Source organism: Rhodanobacter sp. TND4EL1, from assembly GCF_054061035.1.
In genome coordinates, this window is sequence record NZ_JBSSDT010000001.1 from 49,752 (window position 1) to 66,469 (window position 16,718).

Sequence of the window (16,718 nt, forward strand, 5' to 3'; positions counted from 1 at the left end):
CTGGCGGTATGGCCGGTCTCGAATGAGGAAGCGGGGTTCGGAACCGCGTCGCTCGTCTGCTCCCTTGCGCGCTCGCAGGGCGGGCAATGCCCGCCGGCTTTGCAGCAATGTACAGGCAAGAGTCGGCGGACGGTGCCCGCCCTATGGAGCATCTCCGCGGCGTCGTGGACATTAGACTGTGGTCCTCATGACCGCGACCTTCCTTCGAGATCCGCAAGCCAGCACCGTGCACCTGCCGAGCGGGTCATGGGTGACGGTGATAGATGCGCTGTGTGACCACTTCGCCACCATCCCTCGCGCGCAATGGCTCGATCGCGTCATGCGGGGACGGGTGCTGGATGAACGCGGGAGCGCGATCACGCTGAAGACGCCGTATCGGGCGGGACTTTGCATCCACTACTACCGCGAGGTGGCGGATGAGCGGTCGATTCCATTCACTGAAACCGTGTTGCACCTGGATGAGCATCTGCTGGTGGTCGACAAGCCGCACTTCCTGCCGGTGACCCCGGCCGGTGGCTTCGTCGAGCAGACGCTGTTGCGGCGATTGACGCGACGACTGGACAACCCCCAGCTGGTGCCGTTGCACCGGATCGATCGACTCACTGCCGGGCTGGTACTGTTTTCGGTCAATCCGGACAGTCGTGCTGCATATCAGGCACTGTTCCGCGAGCGACGCATCGACAAGCGCTACGAGGCGCTGGCCCCGGCGCTGCCCCGACTGACGTTCCCGTTGCTGCGCCGTTCGCGCGTCGTGGCGGGCGAGCCTTTCTTCCGGATGCGGGAAGTGGAGGGCGAGCCGAACAGCGAGACGCGGATCGAAGTGATGGAGCGCGGTGGGGACGTCTGGCGCTATGCGCTGTTTCCGGTCACCGGTCGCAAGCACCAGTTGCGTGTGCACATGGCGGCGTTGGGGGCGCCGATCATGAACGATACGCTGTATCCGGAGCTTGCCGCGAAGTCTGATGACGATCATCAGCGACCACTGAAGCTGCTGGCGCACGGCCTGGCCTTTGTCGATCCGCTGTCGGGCGAGTCACGGCGATTCGAGAGCCGGTTGAGATGGTGAGACGCGGCCGTACCGGCCCCGGCAGGTCGCGCCAGCCGGCGTTCCGGCAACGGCAGGGAAATAACCATCGGCACCCATTCCACGCTATCTTCCACCGCAGCATCCATCCGGGGGAGAGCCATCAGTGAGTGCAAAACCAGCTTCCATCGGTGCGCCGCGCACCGAGTTGACCGTACGCGGGCTGATCATCGGTATCGTGATCACCCTGGTGTTCACCGCAGCCAACGTGTTTTTCGGGCTCAAGGCCGGCCTGACCTTCGCCACGTCGATCCCGGCGGCGGTGATTTCCATGGCGATCCTGCGCAACTTCAGGAACTCGACCATCCAGGAAAACAACATCGTGCAGACGATCGCCTCGTCGGCGGGCACGTTGTCGGCGATCATCTTCGTGTTGCCCGGGCTGGTGATGGTCGGCTGGTGGACCGGCTTTCCGTTCTGGATCACGTTCGGCATCTGCGCCACCGGCGGCATCCTCGGCGTGATGTACACGATCCCGCTGCGCCGTGCGCTGGTCACCGACTCCGACCTGCCGTATCCGGAGGGCGTCGCCTGCGCTGAAGTATTGAAGGTGGGCGGTGGCGATGATTCGGAGTCCACCACCGAGGAAAGCAGCCGCGCCGGCTTGCTGGCGGTGCTGGGTGGTTCGGTGGTGTCGGCGGTCTTCGCGATCGTGGTGGCGACCCGCGTATTCGGCAGCGACGTGGCGCAATATTTCCGGCTGGGTGATCGCGGTTCGGCGACCGGTTACGACTTCAATCTTTCCTTCGCGCTGCTGGCCGTCGGTCACCTCGTCGGCTTGTGGGTGGGCATTGCCATGTTGTTCGGTGCGGTGATCGCCTGGGGCTGGGCGGTGCCGCATTACACCGCGCTGCTGGGCGCCGCCGGTACTGCGGCGGACGTGGCGCAGGCGGCGTGGAGCACCAAGGTGCGTTTCATCGGCGCCGGCACCATCGGCGTGGCGGCGATCTGGACGCTGGCCAAGCTGGTCAAGCCGGTGATCGGCGGACTGGCTGCCGCCATGGCGTCGTCGCGTGCCCGCGCTTCGGGCCAGGGCGCCAGCCTGCCACGTACCGAACTGGACATGCCGATCGGCATCGTCGGCCTGATCAGCCTGTTGTGCCTGGTGCCGATCGCCTGGTTGCTGGGTGATTTTGCGCGGGATACCGGTTTGGGCGAGCACCTGGGGCTGTTGCTGGTCGGCGGGCTGGTGTTCGTGGTGGTGATGGGTTTTCTGGTCTCGGCGGTGTGCGGCTACATGGCCGGCCTGATCGGCTCCTCCAACAGCCCGTTGTCGGGCGTGGGCATCCTGGTGGTCATCGTCGCGGCCTTGCTGCTGGTCGCCGGTGTGCAGTCGCAGTTGCCGGTCAGTGCAGGGAAGGGCCTGGTGGCGTTCGCGCTGTTCGCCACCTCGATCGTGTTTTCGGTGGCAACCATCGCCAACAACAACCTGCAGGATCTGAAGACCGGTCAGCTGGTCGATGCCACGCCGTGGAAGCAGCAGGTGGCGCTGGTGGCCGGCGTGCTGGTGGGCGCGGCGGTGATTCCGCCGGTACTGGATCTGGTCAACCAGGCTTATGGCTTTGCCGGCATGCCGGGAGCGACAGCGCACGCGCTGGCGGCGCCGCAGGCCGGACTGATCTCGGCGCTGGCCCAAGGCGTGATCCAGGGGAATATCGACTGGAGCCTGATCATTCTGGGCGGCGCGATCGGCGTGGTGCTGATCATCATCGACGCCGTGCTGGGCCGCAGCAGCAAGTCCGCCTCGCTGCCGCCGCTGGCGGTGGGTCTGGGCATCTATCTGCCGACCTCGACCACGCTGATGGTGGTGGTGGGTGCGGTCGTGGGTTGGTACTTCGACAAGCGTGCCGAGCGTGCGCACGATCCGGAAGCGACCAAACAGCTGGGTGTGCTGTTGGCTTCCGGCATGATCGTGGGCGAAAGCATCATCGGCGTGGTGATTGCCGCGATCGTGGTGTTCTCCGGCAAGGACGCGCCGCTGGCCCTGGTCGGACCCGACTTCGGCACCGCCGCGATCTGGCTGGGCGGCATGGCCTTCGTGCTGGTCAATGCCGGCTTGTATCTGTGGGTGGCGCGTATGGGTCGTCGTCCGGCTGCGCTCTGAAGGCCGCTGCGATGAGCGGCCGGATGGTCGTTCATCGCGCGTCATCGGACTGGTCCTAGACTTGATGATCCCAGTGGAGTTCCACCCCGCGTGCAGCAAGAAAACGTTGATTCGGTACTGACCGCGGAACAGGCACTGGCTCCGCCGAGCCAGCGCATGGTGCTGTTGCGCAGAATGGCCGGGCCGCTGTTGTCGGTCGCCATGCTCTGCCTCGCCCTGTGGGCGCTGCACCTGCTGGCGCGCGACGTGAACTATCACCAGGTACGGCATTACGTGCGCGGCATCTCGCACGCGCGACTGGGTCTGGCGGCGCTGTTCACCTTGCTCGGCTTCGCGGTGATGACGCTGTACGACCGGTTTGCGCTGGCGTCGATTGAGCGGCCGCTGCCGTGGCGGCGGGTCAGCCTGATTTCCTTTGTCAGCTACGCCTTCAGCAACGCCATCGGCATGTCGCTGCTGGTATCCGGCTCGATCCGTTACCGGTTCTATATCCAGAACGGCTTGTCCACCACCGAGGTGGCGAAAGTTGTGCTGTTCTGCACGCTCAGCTTCTGGCTGGGCCTGTTGGCCTTGACCGGCGTGACCTTGTTGCTGGTGCCGTTGCCGGCATCCCTGTCGATGGCCAGCTTCAGCCGTCCGTTGGGGATGCTGCTGATCTTGATACCGCTAGGCTGGATCGTTGCCGGTGGACTGCGTCGTCGACCGCTGCGGATTTTTCGCTGGCAGCTGCGCCTGCCGTCGTTCATGGTCGCCGTACGGCAGGTTCTGGTGGGGGCGCTCGACTGGGGTCTCGCCGCGGCCGTGCTGTATGTGTTGATGCCTGACGGGCTCGACAGTGGCTTTGCGCACTTCCTGGCGATTTTCGTGATTGCCCAGATCGCCGGTCTGATCAGTCATGTGCCCGGCGGACTTGGTGTCTTCGAAGCCATCATGCTGGCGGGCTTCGGTGCCACCGGCAACCCCGGGCTGACCGCACCCATCCTGGGCGCGCTGGCGGCATTCCGGGTGATCTACTACCTGCTGCCACTGTGTTCGGCCACGGTGCTGGTGCTGCAGCGCGAAGCCCGCGGCCTGCGGCAAAAATCGTTGTGGTCACCGTGGTTCATGGGACTGCTGCCCGCCTTCTTTGCCGGGTTGACCCTGGTATCGGGCGCGGTGCTGCTGTTCTCCGGGGCGACGCACGCGCTGCCGGCGCGCATGGCGGTACTGCGTGAGGTGCTGCCGCTGTCGGTGCTCGAAGTCTCGCACCTGCTGGCCAGCGTGATCGGCATGTTGTTGCTGATCCTGGCGCGTGGATTGCAGCGCAGGCTGGACGCCGCTTACTGGCTGACCCTGGTATTGCTTGTCGCTGGCGCGCTGTTCTCGCTGCTGAAAGGCATCGACTACGAAGAGGCGACCCTGTTGGTCTTGCTGGCGATGGCACTGGCCCCGGCGCGTCGCCTGTTCTATCGGCGAGCCTCGTTGTTCAGCACGACCTTTTCGCTGGGCTGGGTGCTGGCGATCGTGGCCGTATTCGGTTGCGCTGCGTGGCTGGCGGTGTTCAGTTATCGGCATGTCGAATACAGCGGCGACCTCTGGTGGCAGTTCAGTTTCAACCACGGCGCCGCGCCACGCGCCGCCCGTGCGCTGGTTGCCGCGGCGGCGGCGGGTCTGCTGTTTGCGCTGGCCAGCCTGATCCGGCCGATCAAGCTGCACCGGGAAGCGCCAAGCGAGGCGGAATTGCAACTGGCCTTGCCTCTGATCAAGCAGTTTCCGTCCGCGCAGGCTCATCTGGCATTGGTCGGCGACAAAAGCCTGCTGTTCGACGCCGCGCACAAGGCGTTCGTGATGTACGACATCGCCGGTCGCAGCTGGGTGGCAATGGGTGACCCGGTGGGCAGCGACGAAGATGCCCGGCGCGAGTTGGTGTGGGGCTTCCTGGAACAATGCGAACGCGCCGGCGGCTGGCCGGTGTTCTATCAGGTGACGCCGGCAGACCTGGACCTCTACCTGGAGGTTGGCCTGACCCTGTTGAAGGTCGGCGAGGAGGCGCGCGTGCGGCTGGCTGATTTCAACCTCGACGGCAAGTCGCGCAAGGTGTTGCGCAACACGGTGAACAAGTTGACCCGTGATGGCCTGCGACTGGAGATTCTGCCCGCTACCGCGGTCGCGCCGCTGCTGCCGCAGCTGAAGGTGGTCTCCGATGCCTGGTTGCAAGGCAAGAACGTGCGCGAGAAGCGCTTCTCGCTGGGTTCGTTTGCTCCGGAGTATCTGCAGCGCACGCCGATGGCCGTGGTCTGGCAGGATGGGCAGGTGGTGGCGTTCGCCAATCTGTTCCTGACCGAGTGCAAGCAGGAGGCATCGGTGGACTTGATGCGGCATCTGCCGGAGGGTCCGGCCGGGATCATGGACTACCTGTTCGTGGAACTGATGCAGTGGGCCCGCGACGAGGGCTATGTCTGGTTCAACCTTGGCATGGCACCTCTGGCGGGTCTGCAAAACCGGCGTCAGGCATCGCTGTGGAATCGTTTCGGCGCGCTGGTGTTTGGTCGCGGCGGGCGTTTTTACAACTTTCGCGGGCTGCAGCACTACAAGAACAAGTTCGATCCGATCTGGGAGCCGCGCTACATGGCCGTGCCGCGTGGCATTGCCCTGCCGATGATCCTGACCAATGTGGCCAGTCTGATTTCCGGCGGTCTTTCCGGAGTGGTGCGCCGATGAAACGCAGGAGTCGAATCATGCTGGCCGTGGTAGCTGCAGGTTTACTGGGTGTGGCGATGATGTGGAACCCGTGGTCGCGTGTCAGCCTAGAAAAAACCACCGTGGTGTTGCCGGTGCCAGTCGCCGGCACGACGCCGCCGGCGGGCAGGGACGACGTCATGGCGATCATCTATTCCGGTGACGGCGGCTGGGCCGACCTTGATCGGCGCCTCGGTATCGCCTTTGTCGACCGCGGCATTCCGGTGCTCGGCGTCAATACCTTCAAGTATTACTGGCGCGATCGCACGCCGGAGCAGTCGGCGCTGGAACTGGACGCGCTGATGACGAAGTATCTCGGCGCATGGGGCAAGAAGCGCATCTGGCTGGTCGGATACTCCTTCGGTGCCGATGTGCTGCCGACCATCATCGACAAGCTCAGTCCGGCCAACCGGGCGCGAATCACCCAGCTGGTCCTGCTGTCACCCAGTCGCGACGTGACCTTCGAGATCGAGCTGGAGGGTTACATGATCAAGCAGGGCTGGTTCAAGGAGCATGTGAAGACCGTGCTGCAGCACATCAACCCGATCCGGCACTACGATGCCTTGCCGCCGCTGCAGGCCTTGCAGGGCAAGCCGCCGGTGGTGTGCTACTACGGCCTGGTCGACGCCGACGACAGCGTCTGCACCCAGTCGGGCCTGCCGACGTGGGTGACCGTGCACGCCAAGAAGGGCGGTCATCATTTCGACGGTGGCTATCAGCCGCTGGCGAAACAGATGCTGGACGAGTTGCCGGTCGCCGCGCATTGACGCGCCTTTGCATCAGCGTGAGTGAGGTTCGTCCACGTACAATGGCGCTCCCGTTTCCCTGCTGATGACATGACGTGACTGCTGCCGGCTTTTTTGCGGCCGCGCCCGATGCGGCGCTGGCTGCGCTGTTCGTACCGTTCGAGTCGGGAGAGTTGCGCCTGCCCGCGGACGGCAGCGTGCTGTTCCTGCGCGCCCGCGCCGGTGTGCGCCTGCGCGAGATGGCGCAGCCGGGCTGGCTGTGCGAGCAGAGCTTTCTGCCGTTTGCCGACGAACTGGGCCGCAACGGCCTGCGCGTGGGCGAGCCGGCGGTGGGTGAAAGATTTTCGCTGGTGCTGGTGTTGCCACCGCGTCAGCGCGACGAGGCGCGCGCCTTGTTCGCGCGCGCGCTCACGCACCTGGCCCCGGGCGGTTGCGTGCTGGCGGCGATGCCCAATGCGGAAGGCGCGAAGTCCGGCGAAGCGGATCTGGCCAAGCTCACCGGTTCCGTGCAGCACCTGTCCAAGCACAAGTGCCGGGTGTTCTGGAGTGCGCCGGTCGATACCGGGATCGATCGCGACTTGCTGGCCGAATGGCTGGCGCTGGATGCGCCCCGCGAGATCGTCGACGGCTACGTCAGTCGGCCCGGTCTGTTTGCCTGGGATCGCATCGATCGCGCTTCGGCCTTGCTGGCGCAGCATCTGCCGCCGGACCTGCATGGGCGGGTCGCCGATCTGGGCGCCGGTTATGGCTATCTGGCCAGCCAGATCGTGGCGCGTTGTCCGCGGGTGCAGGCGCTTGATCTGTACGAAGCGGAGGCGCGGGCGTTGGAACCGGCGCGGATCAACCTGGCACGCGCACAGCGCGAACGTGGTCGGGAACTGGCCGTGGCGGTGCACTGGCACGACGTCACCCGCGGGCTGGCACAACGTCATGACACCATCGTCAGCAATCCGCCGTTCCATCAGGGCCGCGCCGATTTGCCGGAACTGGGTCGCGCGTTCATCGTCAGCGCGGCGGAAGCCCTGCAAGCCGATGGCCGTCTGCTGATCGTGGCGAACCGTCATTTGCCGTACGAGGCCATACTGGCCGCACGTTTTCATGAAGTACGCGCGCTGGTTGTGCAAGAAGGATTCAAGGTGATCGAAGCGATGGGGGTGCGTGGATGAAACTGGTCAAGCTGATCGCGAATCTGGGCTATGGCAGCCGCAAGGACGTCACGGCGCTGTTCCGTTCCGGTCGCATCACCGATCGTGCCGGCGAAGTGCTGTACACCGACGACGTGGTGCCGCACGAAACCATTCTGGTCGACGACGAGCCGCTGGACCCGCCGCCCGGGCTGGTTCTCATGATGAACAAGCCGCTCGGCGTCACCTGTTCGCGCAAGGATCCGGGCCGCGTTGTTTACGACTTGTTGCCGCCGCGCTACAGCGTGCGCTCACCGGCGCTGTCCACCGTGGGAAGGCTCGACCGCGACACGTCGGGCATGCTGCTGTTCACCGACGATGGTGCGCTGCTGCACCGGATCATCTCGCCGAAGGCGCAGGTGACCAAGGTCTATGAGGCGACCCTGGCGCAGAACCTGCGGGGTGACGAAGCGGAGCTGTTCGCCAGCGGAACGATGATGCTGGAATCGGAGAACGAGCCGCTCTCACCGGCGACACTGGAAGTGCTGGGGCCGCGCCATGCCCGTCTCAGCGTCACCGAAGGCCGCTACCACCAGGTACGCCGGATGTTTGCCGCCACCGGCAACCATGTCGAGACCTTGCAACGGATTTCGGTCGGCGGGCTGATGCTGGGCGACTTGCCGCTCGGGGAATGGCGTGCACTCGATGCGGATGAAGTGGCGCTGATCTTCGCGGCGTAGGGCGGGCACAGCCCGCCGCCTTGCATCACGTTGCAGCCAAGACCGACACGTGCGGAGTTACAACAGGTGCACGGCGGTGGGAATGCTTGCGCCGAACCACCGGTGCCGTTCGTCACGGCAGCTCGGGCTGCCCATCGCGAACTTGCGACAGATGGTGGGGCGGTCTTCGTAGATGGTGCAGCCGGAGGTGTTCGGATCGACGGCGGCACACCAGCCGTCCTCGCCCTTGGCCAGGGTTTCCATGCCGCGTTCGTCGCGGTCGATCAGCCAGGTGGGCACATGGTCTTCGGGCATCAGCACCACGGTGAGGCGACAGCACACGGCCTCGCAGGTGTTGCAATGCACGCTCGGGTCGACGCTTTCGGCGTAGGGGTCGCGGGGGTCGACGCTGGAGTGATTCATGCGCCAGCATGTCACCGCCGCGATGAACAGGATGTTGAGAAGCGGCTCAGCCCGCGTTGTCTTTCCACAAGGCCTGCCAGCCATCCGGGCCCAGCCGGCGCAGGGTTTCGAGGTTGCGTCGGTAGATCGCATCGGTGTCGCTCATCTGCTCCATCGCACGCTCCACGCTGGCTTCGCGCAGCAGATGCAGGGTGGGATAGGGCGAGCGGTTGCTGAAGTTCTCGATGTCATCCGGCGCGCTGTCGGCAAACTGGTAGTGCGGGTGGAAGCTGGCGACCTGCCATTCGCCTTCAAGCCCGAGCGTCTGCACGGCAGCGTCCGCCACGTCGAGAAAATCGTTGTAATCGAGGAAGTCACCAAGCACGAACGGATGGATCAGCAGGCCGGTTTCGCATTCGTCCGCGCTGAGCGCATGGAGCGATTGCAGTTCACCGCAGAGATCGTCCAGCAGGGTGTCGGTATCGCGCGCCTGACTGACCCGCATGCGCAGCTTGCCCTGCACGTGCGGCGCGCGGGCGAACGGGCACAGGTTCAGACCGATCACGGCTCGTTCCAGCCAGCGAGTGGTGGCCGCCAGGTAGGGTGCGTCTTCGGGCAGGGCATCGGTGTTGAGGTCGGCGGACGGCGTGTCGTTCATCATGGTTCCGGGGAAGGTTCGCGGCGCCGACTATAGCGCCCATCGCGCGAGCGCTTGCATGCGGGGGTGGGCGCCCGGATATTGAAGGTCGACCCTTTGGCTCAGACTCTCTTCATGCCCAACCTCCAGTTCGACAACGCTTTCGTGCGCGAGCTTCCCGGTGATCCGGAGCAGGGCACGCGGCCACGCCAGGTCGAAGGCGCGCTGTATTCGCGGGTCGACCCCACGGCGGTGGCGGCGCCGCATTTGCTGGCCTATTCGGCGGAGATGGCGGCCACGCTGGGTTTCAGCGACGCGGAGGTCGCCTCAGCGGAGTTTGCCCAGGTGTTCGGCGGCAATGCCCTGTTCGATGGCATGCAGCCGTACGCGGCGAATTACGGTGGCCACCAGTTCGGCAACTGGGCCGGTCAGCTGGGCGACGGCCGGGCGATCTCGTTGGGCGAGATGCTCAACGCCCGCGGCGAGCGCTGGGAGCTGCAGCTGAAAGGCGCCGGGCTGACTCCGTATTCGCGGGGGGCGGACGGGCGTGCGGTGCTGCGTTCGTCGGTGCGCGAATTCCTGTGCAGCGAGGCGATGCATCACCTCGGCGTGCCAACCACCCGGGCGCTGTGCCTGATCGGTACCGGCGAGGCGGTGCTTCGCGACATGTTCTACGACGGCCATGCGGCTGCCGAGCCCGGCGCGATCGTCTGTCGTGCCGCGCCGTCGTTCATCCGCTTCGGCAATTTCGAACTGCCGGCCTCGCGCGGCGATACCGCGCTGCTGCGGCAATTGGTCGACTTCACCATCCGCCGTGACTTTCCTGAACTGCAGGGCGACGGCGAAGCGTTGTACGCAGAATGGTTTGCGCAGGTGTGCGAGCGCACCGCGGTGATGGTTGCGCACTGGATGCGCGTGGGCTTCGTGCATGGCGTGATGAATACCGACAACATGTCGATCCTCGGCCTCACCATCGACTACGGTCCGTATGGCTGGGTCGACAATTACGATCCGGACTGGACGCCGAACACCACCGATGCCCAGCGTCGGCGTTACCGCTTCGGCCAGCAGCCGAACGTGGCGTGGTGGAACCTGAGTCGGCTGGCCGGCGCGCTGGCCCCGTTGTTCGCCGACGTGACACCGCTGCAGGCCGGGCTGGATCGCTACGCAGCCGTTTATGCCGCCGCCGATCGCGCCAATACCGCCGCCAAGCTCGGCCTCGCCGAATGCCGCGACGACGACATGGCCTTGATGCAGTCGTTGCAGGCACTGATGCAGCAAGCCGAGATCGACATGACGCTGTGGTTCCGCGAGCTGGCCGATGTGGATGCAGCGGCACCCACGCTGAAACCGATGCATGACGCGTTCTACGACGAGACGAAACGACGCGAGACGGAACCTGCGCTCAATGACTGGCTGGCCCGCTACGGCGCGCGTCTCGCTGAGGACCCGCTGGCACCCGTCCAGCGTCGCGCGCAGATGAATCAGGCAAACCCGCGCTACGTGTTGCGCAATTATCTTGCCCAGCAGGCGATCGACCGCGCGGGGCAGGGTGACTTCGACGGCATTGCCGAGCTGCTTGAGGTGATGCGCCATCCTTACGACGAGCAACCGGAGCGCGAAGCGCTTTCGCAGAAGCGGCCGGACTGGGCGCGGCACAAGGCCGGCTGCTCGATGCTGTCGTGCAGCTCCTGAGGGCGACCGCTGACGTCCGTGTTGACCTGAGGCCGATTTGGGCATCTGCTTGCGTTGACTTCGGCGGCACGGTGTTTTGCGCATGCGCGCCATGCGGTGTCTTCCCGGTCCTCAGACGATTCATTCCGGCAATTTCGACAGCGACGTTCACCGCAACAGGCAGACCATGGCCATCAAGGTGTCAGAAAGTTTGCCGGAGCAGCACGTTCCGCAAGACTCGGAGAGTGTCGGGAAGAAGCCGCTGCTGAGTCAGCTCGGCGCGGGGCTGATCACCGGCGCGGCCGACGATGATCCCAGCGGCATCGCCACCTATTCGCAGGTGGGCGCGGCCTACGGCTACGGAACGCTGTGGACGGTGGTGCTGGCGCTGCCACTAATGATCGGCATCCAGACAATATGTGCGCGGATCGGGCGCGTCACCGGCAAGGGACTGGCAGCGAACATCCGTTCGCAATATCCGGTGTCGGTGGTGGTGGGGTTCGTGTTCCTGCTGTTCGCCGCGAACATCATCAACCTGTCGGCGGATATCGGCGCGATGGGTGCGGCCCTGCAGTTGCTGATTGGCGGCCCGGCGTTTGCCTATGCGGCCGGTTTCGCCGTGTTGTCGGTGGTGCTGCAGGTATTCATCCCGTTCGCCAGGTATTCGCCGTTGTTGAAGGTGCTGACATTCAGCCTGTTTGCGTATGTCGGGACTGTCCTGGTCATCCATGTACCGTGGCTCGAGGTGGCGAAGGGCACGTTCTTCCCGACGGTGCGACTGGACGCCAAATACGCGGTCGCGGTGGTGGCCGTGTTCGGCACCACCATCAGTCCGTACCTGTTTTTCTGGCAGGCCTCGCAGGAGGCTGATGAAGTGCGCATCACGCCCGGACGCAAGGCGCTCAAGCGCGCCTCGCAACAAGGGACAGCGGCACTTCACCGCATCAGGCTGGACACGGTCATCGGGATGCTGTTTTCCGAAGTGGTCGCGTTTTTCATCATTCTCACCGCGGCCGTGGTGCTGCACGCCAACGGCAAGACCGACATCCAGACCTCGTCCGATGCGGCGGCAGCGCTGTTGCCGATCGCCGGCAAGTTTGCGTTTTGGCTGTTTGCCGCGGGCATCATCGGCACCGGTTTGCTCGCCTTGCCCGTGCTGGCAGGTTCCGCTGCGTACGCGCTGGGTGAAGCGTTTCGCTGGAAGACCGGGCTGGAATCCGCCCCGCGCAAGGCCGTGTTGTTCTACGGCACCATCGTGCTGGCAACCCTGCTCGGGATGGTGCTGAGTTTCTCGCCGATCGATCCCATCAAGATGCTGTTCTGGAGCGCAGTGATCAATGGCGTGATCGCCGTACCGCTGATGGTCGTCATCATGCTGTTGGCGGCCAAGCGCAAGGTGATGGGCAAGTTCGTCATCCCGCCAAGGCTGAAAGTCATCGGCTGGCTGGCGACCCTGGTGATGGCGGTCGCGGCGGCAGTGATGTTCGCCACCTGGCGTACATAGCGGGATCGCGCCAGTCACGTCCAAGCTGAATTTGGTGCCCTCGAGACGATTCGAACGTCCGACCTGCCCCTTAGGAGGGGGCCGCTCTATCCAACTGAGCTACGAGGGCAGCGGCAGGGAAGAATACCGGGGACATCTCCAAAGTGAAACCGGAGGTGCTGACAACGCCAGCCTGCCAGCGCCGGCTGCTGTGCATTCCGGCGGCAAAAGCGGTCAGGCCGCCGCGGCACCTGCCGTGATCAAAAGCTGATCTGTGCCCACAGGCCGGCTTCGTTCGACGCGGTCAGTGACTTGCTGATATTGGCCAGCCGCTCACGTTTGTACACCGCAGCGATCTGCAGGTTGCGATTGACCCGATACTCAAGGCCGAGATTGCTGTAACGGTCGTGGCGGGTCGGGTCCAGCAACTCGCTGGTGTCGGTCTGATCGTGGCGGACAAAAGCGGCCCATTGCGGGGACAGCTGCATGCTGGCCCATGCCGACCAGCCGCTGGCGCGGTCGTTGTTGGTCGATCGCACCTGATTCCAGTCCGTCGCACGAAAATACTGGGCGCCGAAGCGGAAGCGCTGGTCGTGATACGCGGCAAGCGCATCCCATCGGCGTGCCGTGTGCAGCGCCACGTGCGAACCGCCATCGAGCGCACGGGTACCGTTGTAGCCACCGATCGCGAGCACGGTCTGTTTGGTCGGTTGCCATGCCACGCGCGCCTCGAAGTCCGGCCGGTCGCCGGTGCGCGGGCGTTTGAAGCTGGAACCACTGACCATCGAGGTGGCGTACTGCAGTTGGCCGCGGTCACCGACGGCACCCAGCACGTGAACGCCCCAGTCGGCGGACGCGCCGTAGCTGAGTCGGGTGACCAGTTCCTTGTCGACGTAGCGGTAGCCTGACCAGCTGTTGACGAAGCCTCCCCACGGCATGTCGGCCGAGCCCAGTCGCAGCACCAGCGCCTTGCTGAAGGCGCCTTGCAGATAGGCACGCTTGACCCACAAGTCGGTGGGCGATGCATTCCGGAGCCAGTTGATGTCGGTGGTCAGATGCGCCGACCACACCTGGCTGAAACGATGATCGAGGTCGAGATACAGGCGCTTGAGGTCGGCACTGTTGCCGCTGGCATCGGTGCGCTTGCCGTTCTTGCTCTGGTCAAGATGCGAGGCGTCGACAAAGATCTTGCCGCCGAAGGTGGTTTCGCCAATCGGGGTTTCAGCGGCCAGCACGGGCGTGACGGCGGCTGCGGCCAGCGCAAGCGTGACCAGTCCCGTCAGCACGCGGCAGGAGGAGGGAGGAAGCATGAGTGGATCCTTATCGGGTTGCGGGGTGGGCGCCAAGCAGCCGGCCATCCACCGTGGTGCCGTACAGCGACATCGGGGTGTCGTGATATTGCTTGCGCGTTTCGGAGAGATTGCCTTTGTAGCGGGGGTCCTGCGGGCGCTCGTGCGCGTCCATGTACATCGCCACGTCCCAGGCATCCTGGTCGCTCAGGGTGCCGCCGCGGCTGAGCGGCATGTTCGCCTTGATGAAAGCCGCCGCGTTGTCCAACTGGTGCATGCCGGCGCCCCAGTTGAAGGAATCCGGTCCCCACAGGGGCGGGAACACGTTCTTGCCGGCGACTTGCTGGCCCTGTCCGTCGGCGCCGTGGCAGAGCGCGCAACTGCGTTCGTAGACTGTCTTGCCGCGGGCGTAGTCCGCCGGTTGCGGCGGCTTGAAGCCTTTCTTCGGGTAGCCGGCGCCGGCCATCTTCGCGCCAATGGGCACGCCGGTGGACATCCAGTAGGCATACGTTTCCAGTGCCAGCATTTCCTTGCTGTCCAGCGGCGGTGCCTTGCCGTTCATGCTGTACTTGAAACACCCCTGAAGGCGCTCGCCGAAACTGTTGACGTGCCCGTTTTTCTTGCGGTACTGCGGATAGGCGGTATACGCGGCCCAAAGCGGTGCGGAGTTCGCCTGGCGACCGGCATCAAGATGGCAGTTGCTGCAGCTCAGTCCGTTGCCGACATAAGGCTTGGCGTACTCGCTGGTATGCAGAAAGATGTCTCGGCCCTGGCGCACCACGTCGCCGAACGGACCACTGGGGATGTCCGATTCCAGCGGTGGCGAAAAAGGCTTTTCGTTGCTGGTTGCATCGACTTTTGCGGTGGTTGCGGGGCTTGGCGCAGTGGCCGCCGACATCGGTGCGGATGAGGCTTTCGCGACCGCCGGCGGTGCCGGCGAGTCGGAAGGAGCCTTGGCCGAACACGCAGCCAGCATCAGGACCAGAAGACAGGTGGCGACATGGCGTGCGGTCATGGGGTTTCTCCCTTGCTGTTCAGCGGCTGTGCCGCAAACCACGTAGCCACGGCGGTGATGTCGTCGTCGCTCAGTGCCTTGCTGACGTGTTGCATCAGTTCAAGCGGATCGTTGTGCCGCGAACCCTGTTTCCAGGCCTTCAACTGGTTTTGGATATACGTGGCCGACTGCCCGGCCAGCGGCGGGAAATTCGCCCCCACGCCGACGCCGCCAGGCGCATGGCACTGCACGCACGCGGGCACCTGTTGCGGCCACCGTCCACGCGTGGCCAGCAATGCACCGGCGCTGTCGGCGGCTGGCATGGGTGTTGCCGGCTTGGCCAGTGCCGCGGGTATCGGCAATTTGCTGTAGTACTCGCCCAGCGCCTTGCGCTCCGCGGCGCTGAGTGCGCTCGCCACCGGCTTCATCACCGGGTTGTCGCGGGTGCCGCTGGCGAAGTCTTCCAGTTGCTGTTGCAGGTAGCTGGCATTCAATCCGGCCAGACGCGGAAAGCCCGCTGCGGGTTGCCCCGCGCCATCGGCGCCATGGCAGGCCACGCAGGCGGGCGCGCCGTTGCCATTGCCCTGGGTGGCTATCTGGGCGGCGTCGGCCGCGTTGCCCGTGGCGGGCAGCAACATGCTCGCTGCGATGAAAGAAGCGGCGAATGCAGGCAAGCGCATCAGTATTTCCTCATGGTTGTTTTCCCCGTGGAGCAGGCTTGTCCGGGCCTGGGCGGCCGCCAGCTGATGGGCAAGGCTTTCACGCCCCACTTCATCGCGGCGTGAATCAAAGTGGCATCAGGGCGTAGCCCTTCTGCTGCAGCTGGGTGATGGTGGTCAGCGCGGACAAGGCCAGGGTGACGCGCTGGTCCAGACCGTCGAAGGGATAATGGTGCTCGGCGATCGCTTGCCCGCACACCGCGACGTCGACGCCGGCCTGGCGCAATTGTTGGATGATCGGCAGGTTCGGATTGGGTGTGCCGTATTGCTGCAGATGGTGCGCATCGTCCAGCGCAATGACCGTGGCACCCGCCGACGCCACGGCCACGAACTGCAGCTGGCCGAGCGGGATGCCCGCATTGGCGTACAGATTGACCGTGCGCGCGACGCGTTGCAGCGCCGGGTTGATCTCGGCAGGGTGGGCAGGCGCCATGGTCATGCCGAAGACGACCTTGCAGCTCTCACCAGGGTCCGGCTGGTACGCCGCCTGCGGCAACGGGTGAATCTTGCCCGCGCCCGTGATGGTGGCGGCCTGCCAAAAACCGTCGGCGGCGACTGAACCGTCGTCCGGAAACGCCAGGGCGAGGGCGGCGGCCACGGTCGACGGCCTGGCGTGATCGTCCACGGTGGCGGGCGCGGAGTCCTCGCAGATGCTCGCGAGCAGCGTCGGCAGTCGGGAGGATGACGCTTCGCTGATCCGGTAGAAAACCTGTCTCGATTGCCGACGCTGACTGACCAGTCCTTCCTCGCGCATGCGGTTGAGGTGCTGCGAAAGCGCGGACAAACCGATGCCCAGTTCGGCAGCCAGGCTGCCGGCACTGGATTCGCCATGCTGGAACAGACGGCAGAGGATCAGCAGCCGCGACGTGTTGCCCAGCGCCCGCAGCAGCTTGGCCGTGGCGGCGGCATTGGCGTGTAGCGCTGTGGTCGAAGTGATCAGTGAATTCATATTTAAGTGAAATATGGATGTATTGAATTATTGTTAAGTGATCGGGGTATGTCAAATTGTCGCAAGGCACGCAGCG

At 64.8% G+C, this 16,718-nt stretch carries 14 protein-coding genes and 1 tRNA gene; 8 read left to right on the forward strand and 7 right to left on the reverse strand.

The window, feature by feature from the left end:
* Positions 1 to 187: 187 nt before the first annotated feature.
* From ACVWWQ_RS00295 to ACVWWQ_RS00320, 6 genes are all read left to right on the forward strand, one after another.
* Positions 188 to 1,066 carry a pseudouridine synthase gene (locus ACVWWQ_RS00295; protein ID WP_166669763.1) on the forward strand — a complete coding sequence of 293 codons (879 nt, stop codon included), beginning with the start codon at positions 188 to 190 and terminating at the stop codon, positions 1,064 to 1,066.
* A gap of 124 nt (positions 1,067 to 1,190) precedes the next feature.
* A complete protein-coding gene (locus ACVWWQ_RS00300) occupies positions 1,191 to 3,188 on the forward strand; it encodes an OPT family oligopeptide transporter (protein WP_133950786.1) in 1,998 nt (665 codons plus the stop codon).
* Positions 3,189 to 3,278: 90 nt separating this feature from the next.
* Entirely contained in the window at positions 3,279 to 5,888 is a 2,610-nt protein-coding gene (gene mprF, locus ACVWWQ_RS00305) for a bifunctional lysylphosphatidylglycerol flippase/synthetase MprF (RefSeq protein ID WP_457383263.1), read from the forward strand.
* 17 nt (positions 5,889 to 5,905) lie between these two features.
* Positions 5,906 to 6,673 carry an AcvB/VirJ family lysyl-phosphatidylglycerol hydrolase gene (locus ACVWWQ_RS00310; RefSeq protein ID WP_457383264.1) on the forward strand — a complete coding sequence of 256 codons (768 nt, stop codon included), beginning with the start codon at positions 5,906 to 5,908 and terminating at the stop codon, positions 6,671 to 6,673.
* A gap of 74 nt (positions 6,674 to 6,747) precedes the next feature.
* Positions 6,748 to 7,818 carry a methyltransferase gene (locus ACVWWQ_RS00315; protein WP_133950782.1) on the forward strand — a complete coding sequence of 357 codons (1,071 nt, stop codon included), beginning with the start codon at positions 6,748 to 6,750 and terminating at the stop codon, positions 7,816 to 7,818.
* Complete coding sequence (locus tag ACVWWQ_RS00320) at positions 7,815 to 8,516, forward strand: 16S rRNA pseudouridine(516) synthase (protein ID WP_133950780.1); 702 nt, start codon at positions 7,815 to 7,817, stop codon at positions 8,514 to 8,516. The genes ACVWWQ_RS00315 and ACVWWQ_RS00320 overlap by 4 nt, the downstream gene beginning before the upstream one ends.
* A 57-nt stretch (positions 8,517 to 8,573) precedes the next feature.
* Here the strand turns inward: ACVWWQ_RS00320 and ACVWWQ_RS00325 are convergent, their stop codons facing one another.
* Together ACVWWQ_RS00325 and ACVWWQ_RS00330 are read right to left on the reverse strand one after the other, a co-directional pair.
* Entirely contained in the window at positions 8,574 to 8,918 is a 345-nt protein-coding gene (locus ACVWWQ_RS00325; RefSeq protein WP_099652385.1) for a YkgJ family cysteine cluster protein, read from the reverse strand.
* Between the two features lie 46 nt (positions 8,919 to 8,964).
* Positions 8,965 to 9,555 (reverse strand): DUF1415 domain-containing protein, encoded by a 591-nt coding sequence (locus tag ACVWWQ_RS00330; RefSeq protein ID WP_099652384.1) that lies wholly within the window; start codon positions 9,553 to 9,555, stop codon positions 8,965 to 8,967.
* A gap of 114 nt (positions 9,556 to 9,669) precedes the next feature.
* Here ACVWWQ_RS00330 and ACVWWQ_RS00335 point away from each other — a divergent pair, with 114 nt between their 5' ends.
* A complete protein-coding gene (locus ACVWWQ_RS00335; RefSeq protein WP_133950778.1) occupies positions 9,670 to 11,229 on the forward strand; it encodes a protein adenylyltransferase SelO in 1,560 nt (519 codons plus the stop codon).
* A gap of 166 nt (positions 11,230 to 11,395) precedes the next feature.
* On the forward strand, positions 11,396 to 12,712 hold the full coding sequence (locus tag ACVWWQ_RS00340) for a divalent metal cation transporter (RefSeq protein WP_099652382.1): 1,317 nt from the start codon (positions 11,396 to 11,398) through the stop codon (positions 12,710 to 12,712).
* A 32-nt stretch (positions 12,713 to 12,744) separates the two neighbouring features.
* Here the strand turns inward: ACVWWQ_RS00340 and ACVWWQ_RS00345 are convergent.
* The 5 genes from ACVWWQ_RS00345 to ACVWWQ_RS00365 all read right to left on the reverse strand — a co-directional run bounded on the left by ACVWWQ_RS00345 (position 12,745) and on the right by ACVWWQ_RS00365 (position 16,642).
* Positions 12,745 to 12,821 (reverse strand) — tRNA-Arg (locus ACVWWQ_RS00345).
* 130 nt (positions 12,822 to 12,951) lie between these two features.
* Positions 12,952 to 14,001: a porin gene (locus ACVWWQ_RS00350; RefSeq protein ID WP_166669762.1), complete on the reverse strand. Its 1,050-nt coding sequence runs from the start codon at positions 13,999 to 14,001 to the stop codon at positions 12,952 to 12,954.
* A gap of 10 nt (positions 14,002 to 14,011) precedes the next feature.
* Positions 14,012 to 14,995 carry a c-type cytochrome gene (locus ACVWWQ_RS00355; RefSeq protein ID WP_133950774.1) on the reverse strand — a complete coding sequence of 328 codons (984 nt, stop codon included), beginning with the start codon at positions 14,993 to 14,995 and terminating at the stop codon, positions 14,012 to 14,014.
* Positions 14,992 to 15,654 (reverse strand): cytochrome c4, encoded by a 663-nt coding sequence (locus ACVWWQ_RS00360; protein WP_133950772.1) that lies wholly within the window; start codon positions 15,652 to 15,654, stop codon positions 14,992 to 14,994. The genes ACVWWQ_RS00355 and ACVWWQ_RS00360 overlap by 4 nt, the downstream gene beginning before the upstream one ends.
* 106 nt (positions 15,655 to 15,760) lie before the next feature.
* The gene (locus ACVWWQ_RS00365; RefSeq protein WP_457383265.1) at positions 15,761 to 16,642 is read right to left on the reverse strand and encodes a metalloregulator ArsR/SmtB family transcription factor; all 882 of its coding nucleotides are present in this window, start codon (positions 16,640 to 16,642) and stop codon (positions 15,761 to 15,763) included.
* Between the last annotated feature and the right edge of the window lie 76 nt (positions 16,643 to 16,718).

Bases quoted from the DNA above. Each gene is read 5' to 3' on its own strand.
- ACVWWQ_RS00310 (WP_457383264.1), top strand. From the start codon at position 5,906: ATGCTGGCCGTGGTAGCTGCAGGTTTACTGGGTGTGGCGATGATGTGG.
- ACVWWQ_RS00325 (WP_099652385.1), bottom strand. From the start codon at position 8,918: ATGAATCACTCCAGCGTCGACCCCCGCGACCCCTACGCCGAAAGCGTC.
- ACVWWQ_RS00295 (WP_166669763.1), top strand. From the start codon at position 188: ATGACCGCGACCTTCCTTCGAGATCCGCAAGCCAGCACCGTGCACCTG.
- ACVWWQ_RS00330 (WP_099652384.1), bottom strand. From the start codon at position 9,555: ATGAACGACACGCCGTCCGCCGACCTCAACACCGATGCCCTGCCCGAA.
- ACVWWQ_RS00320 (WP_133950780.1), top strand. From the start codon at position 7,815: ATGAAACTGGTCAAGCTGATCGCGAATCTGGGCTATGGCAGCCGCAAG.
- ACVWWQ_RS00350 (WP_166669762.1), bottom strand. From the start codon at position 14,001: ATGCTTCCTCCCTCCTCCTGCCGCGTGCTGACGGGACTGGTCACGCTT.
- ACVWWQ_RS00340 (WP_099652382.1), top strand. From the start codon at position 11,396: ATGGCCATCAAGGTGTCAGAAAGTTTGCCGGAGCAGCACGTTCCGCAA.
- ACVWWQ_RS00335 (WP_133950778.1), top strand. From the start codon at position 9,670: ATGCCCAACCTCCAGTTCGACAACGCTTTCGTGCGCGAGCTTCCCGGT.
- ACVWWQ_RS00365 (WP_457383265.1), bottom strand. From the start codon at position 16,642: ATGAATTCACTGATCACTTCGACCACAGCGCTACACGCCAATGCCGCC.
- ACVWWQ_RS00360 (WP_133950772.1), bottom strand. From the start codon at position 15,654: ATGCGCTTGCCTGCATTCGCCGCTTCTTTCATCGCAGCGAGCATGTTG.
- ACVWWQ_RS00355 (WP_133950774.1), bottom strand. From the start codon at position 14,995: ATGACCGCACGCCATGTCGCCACCTGTCTTCTGGTCCTGATGCTGGCT.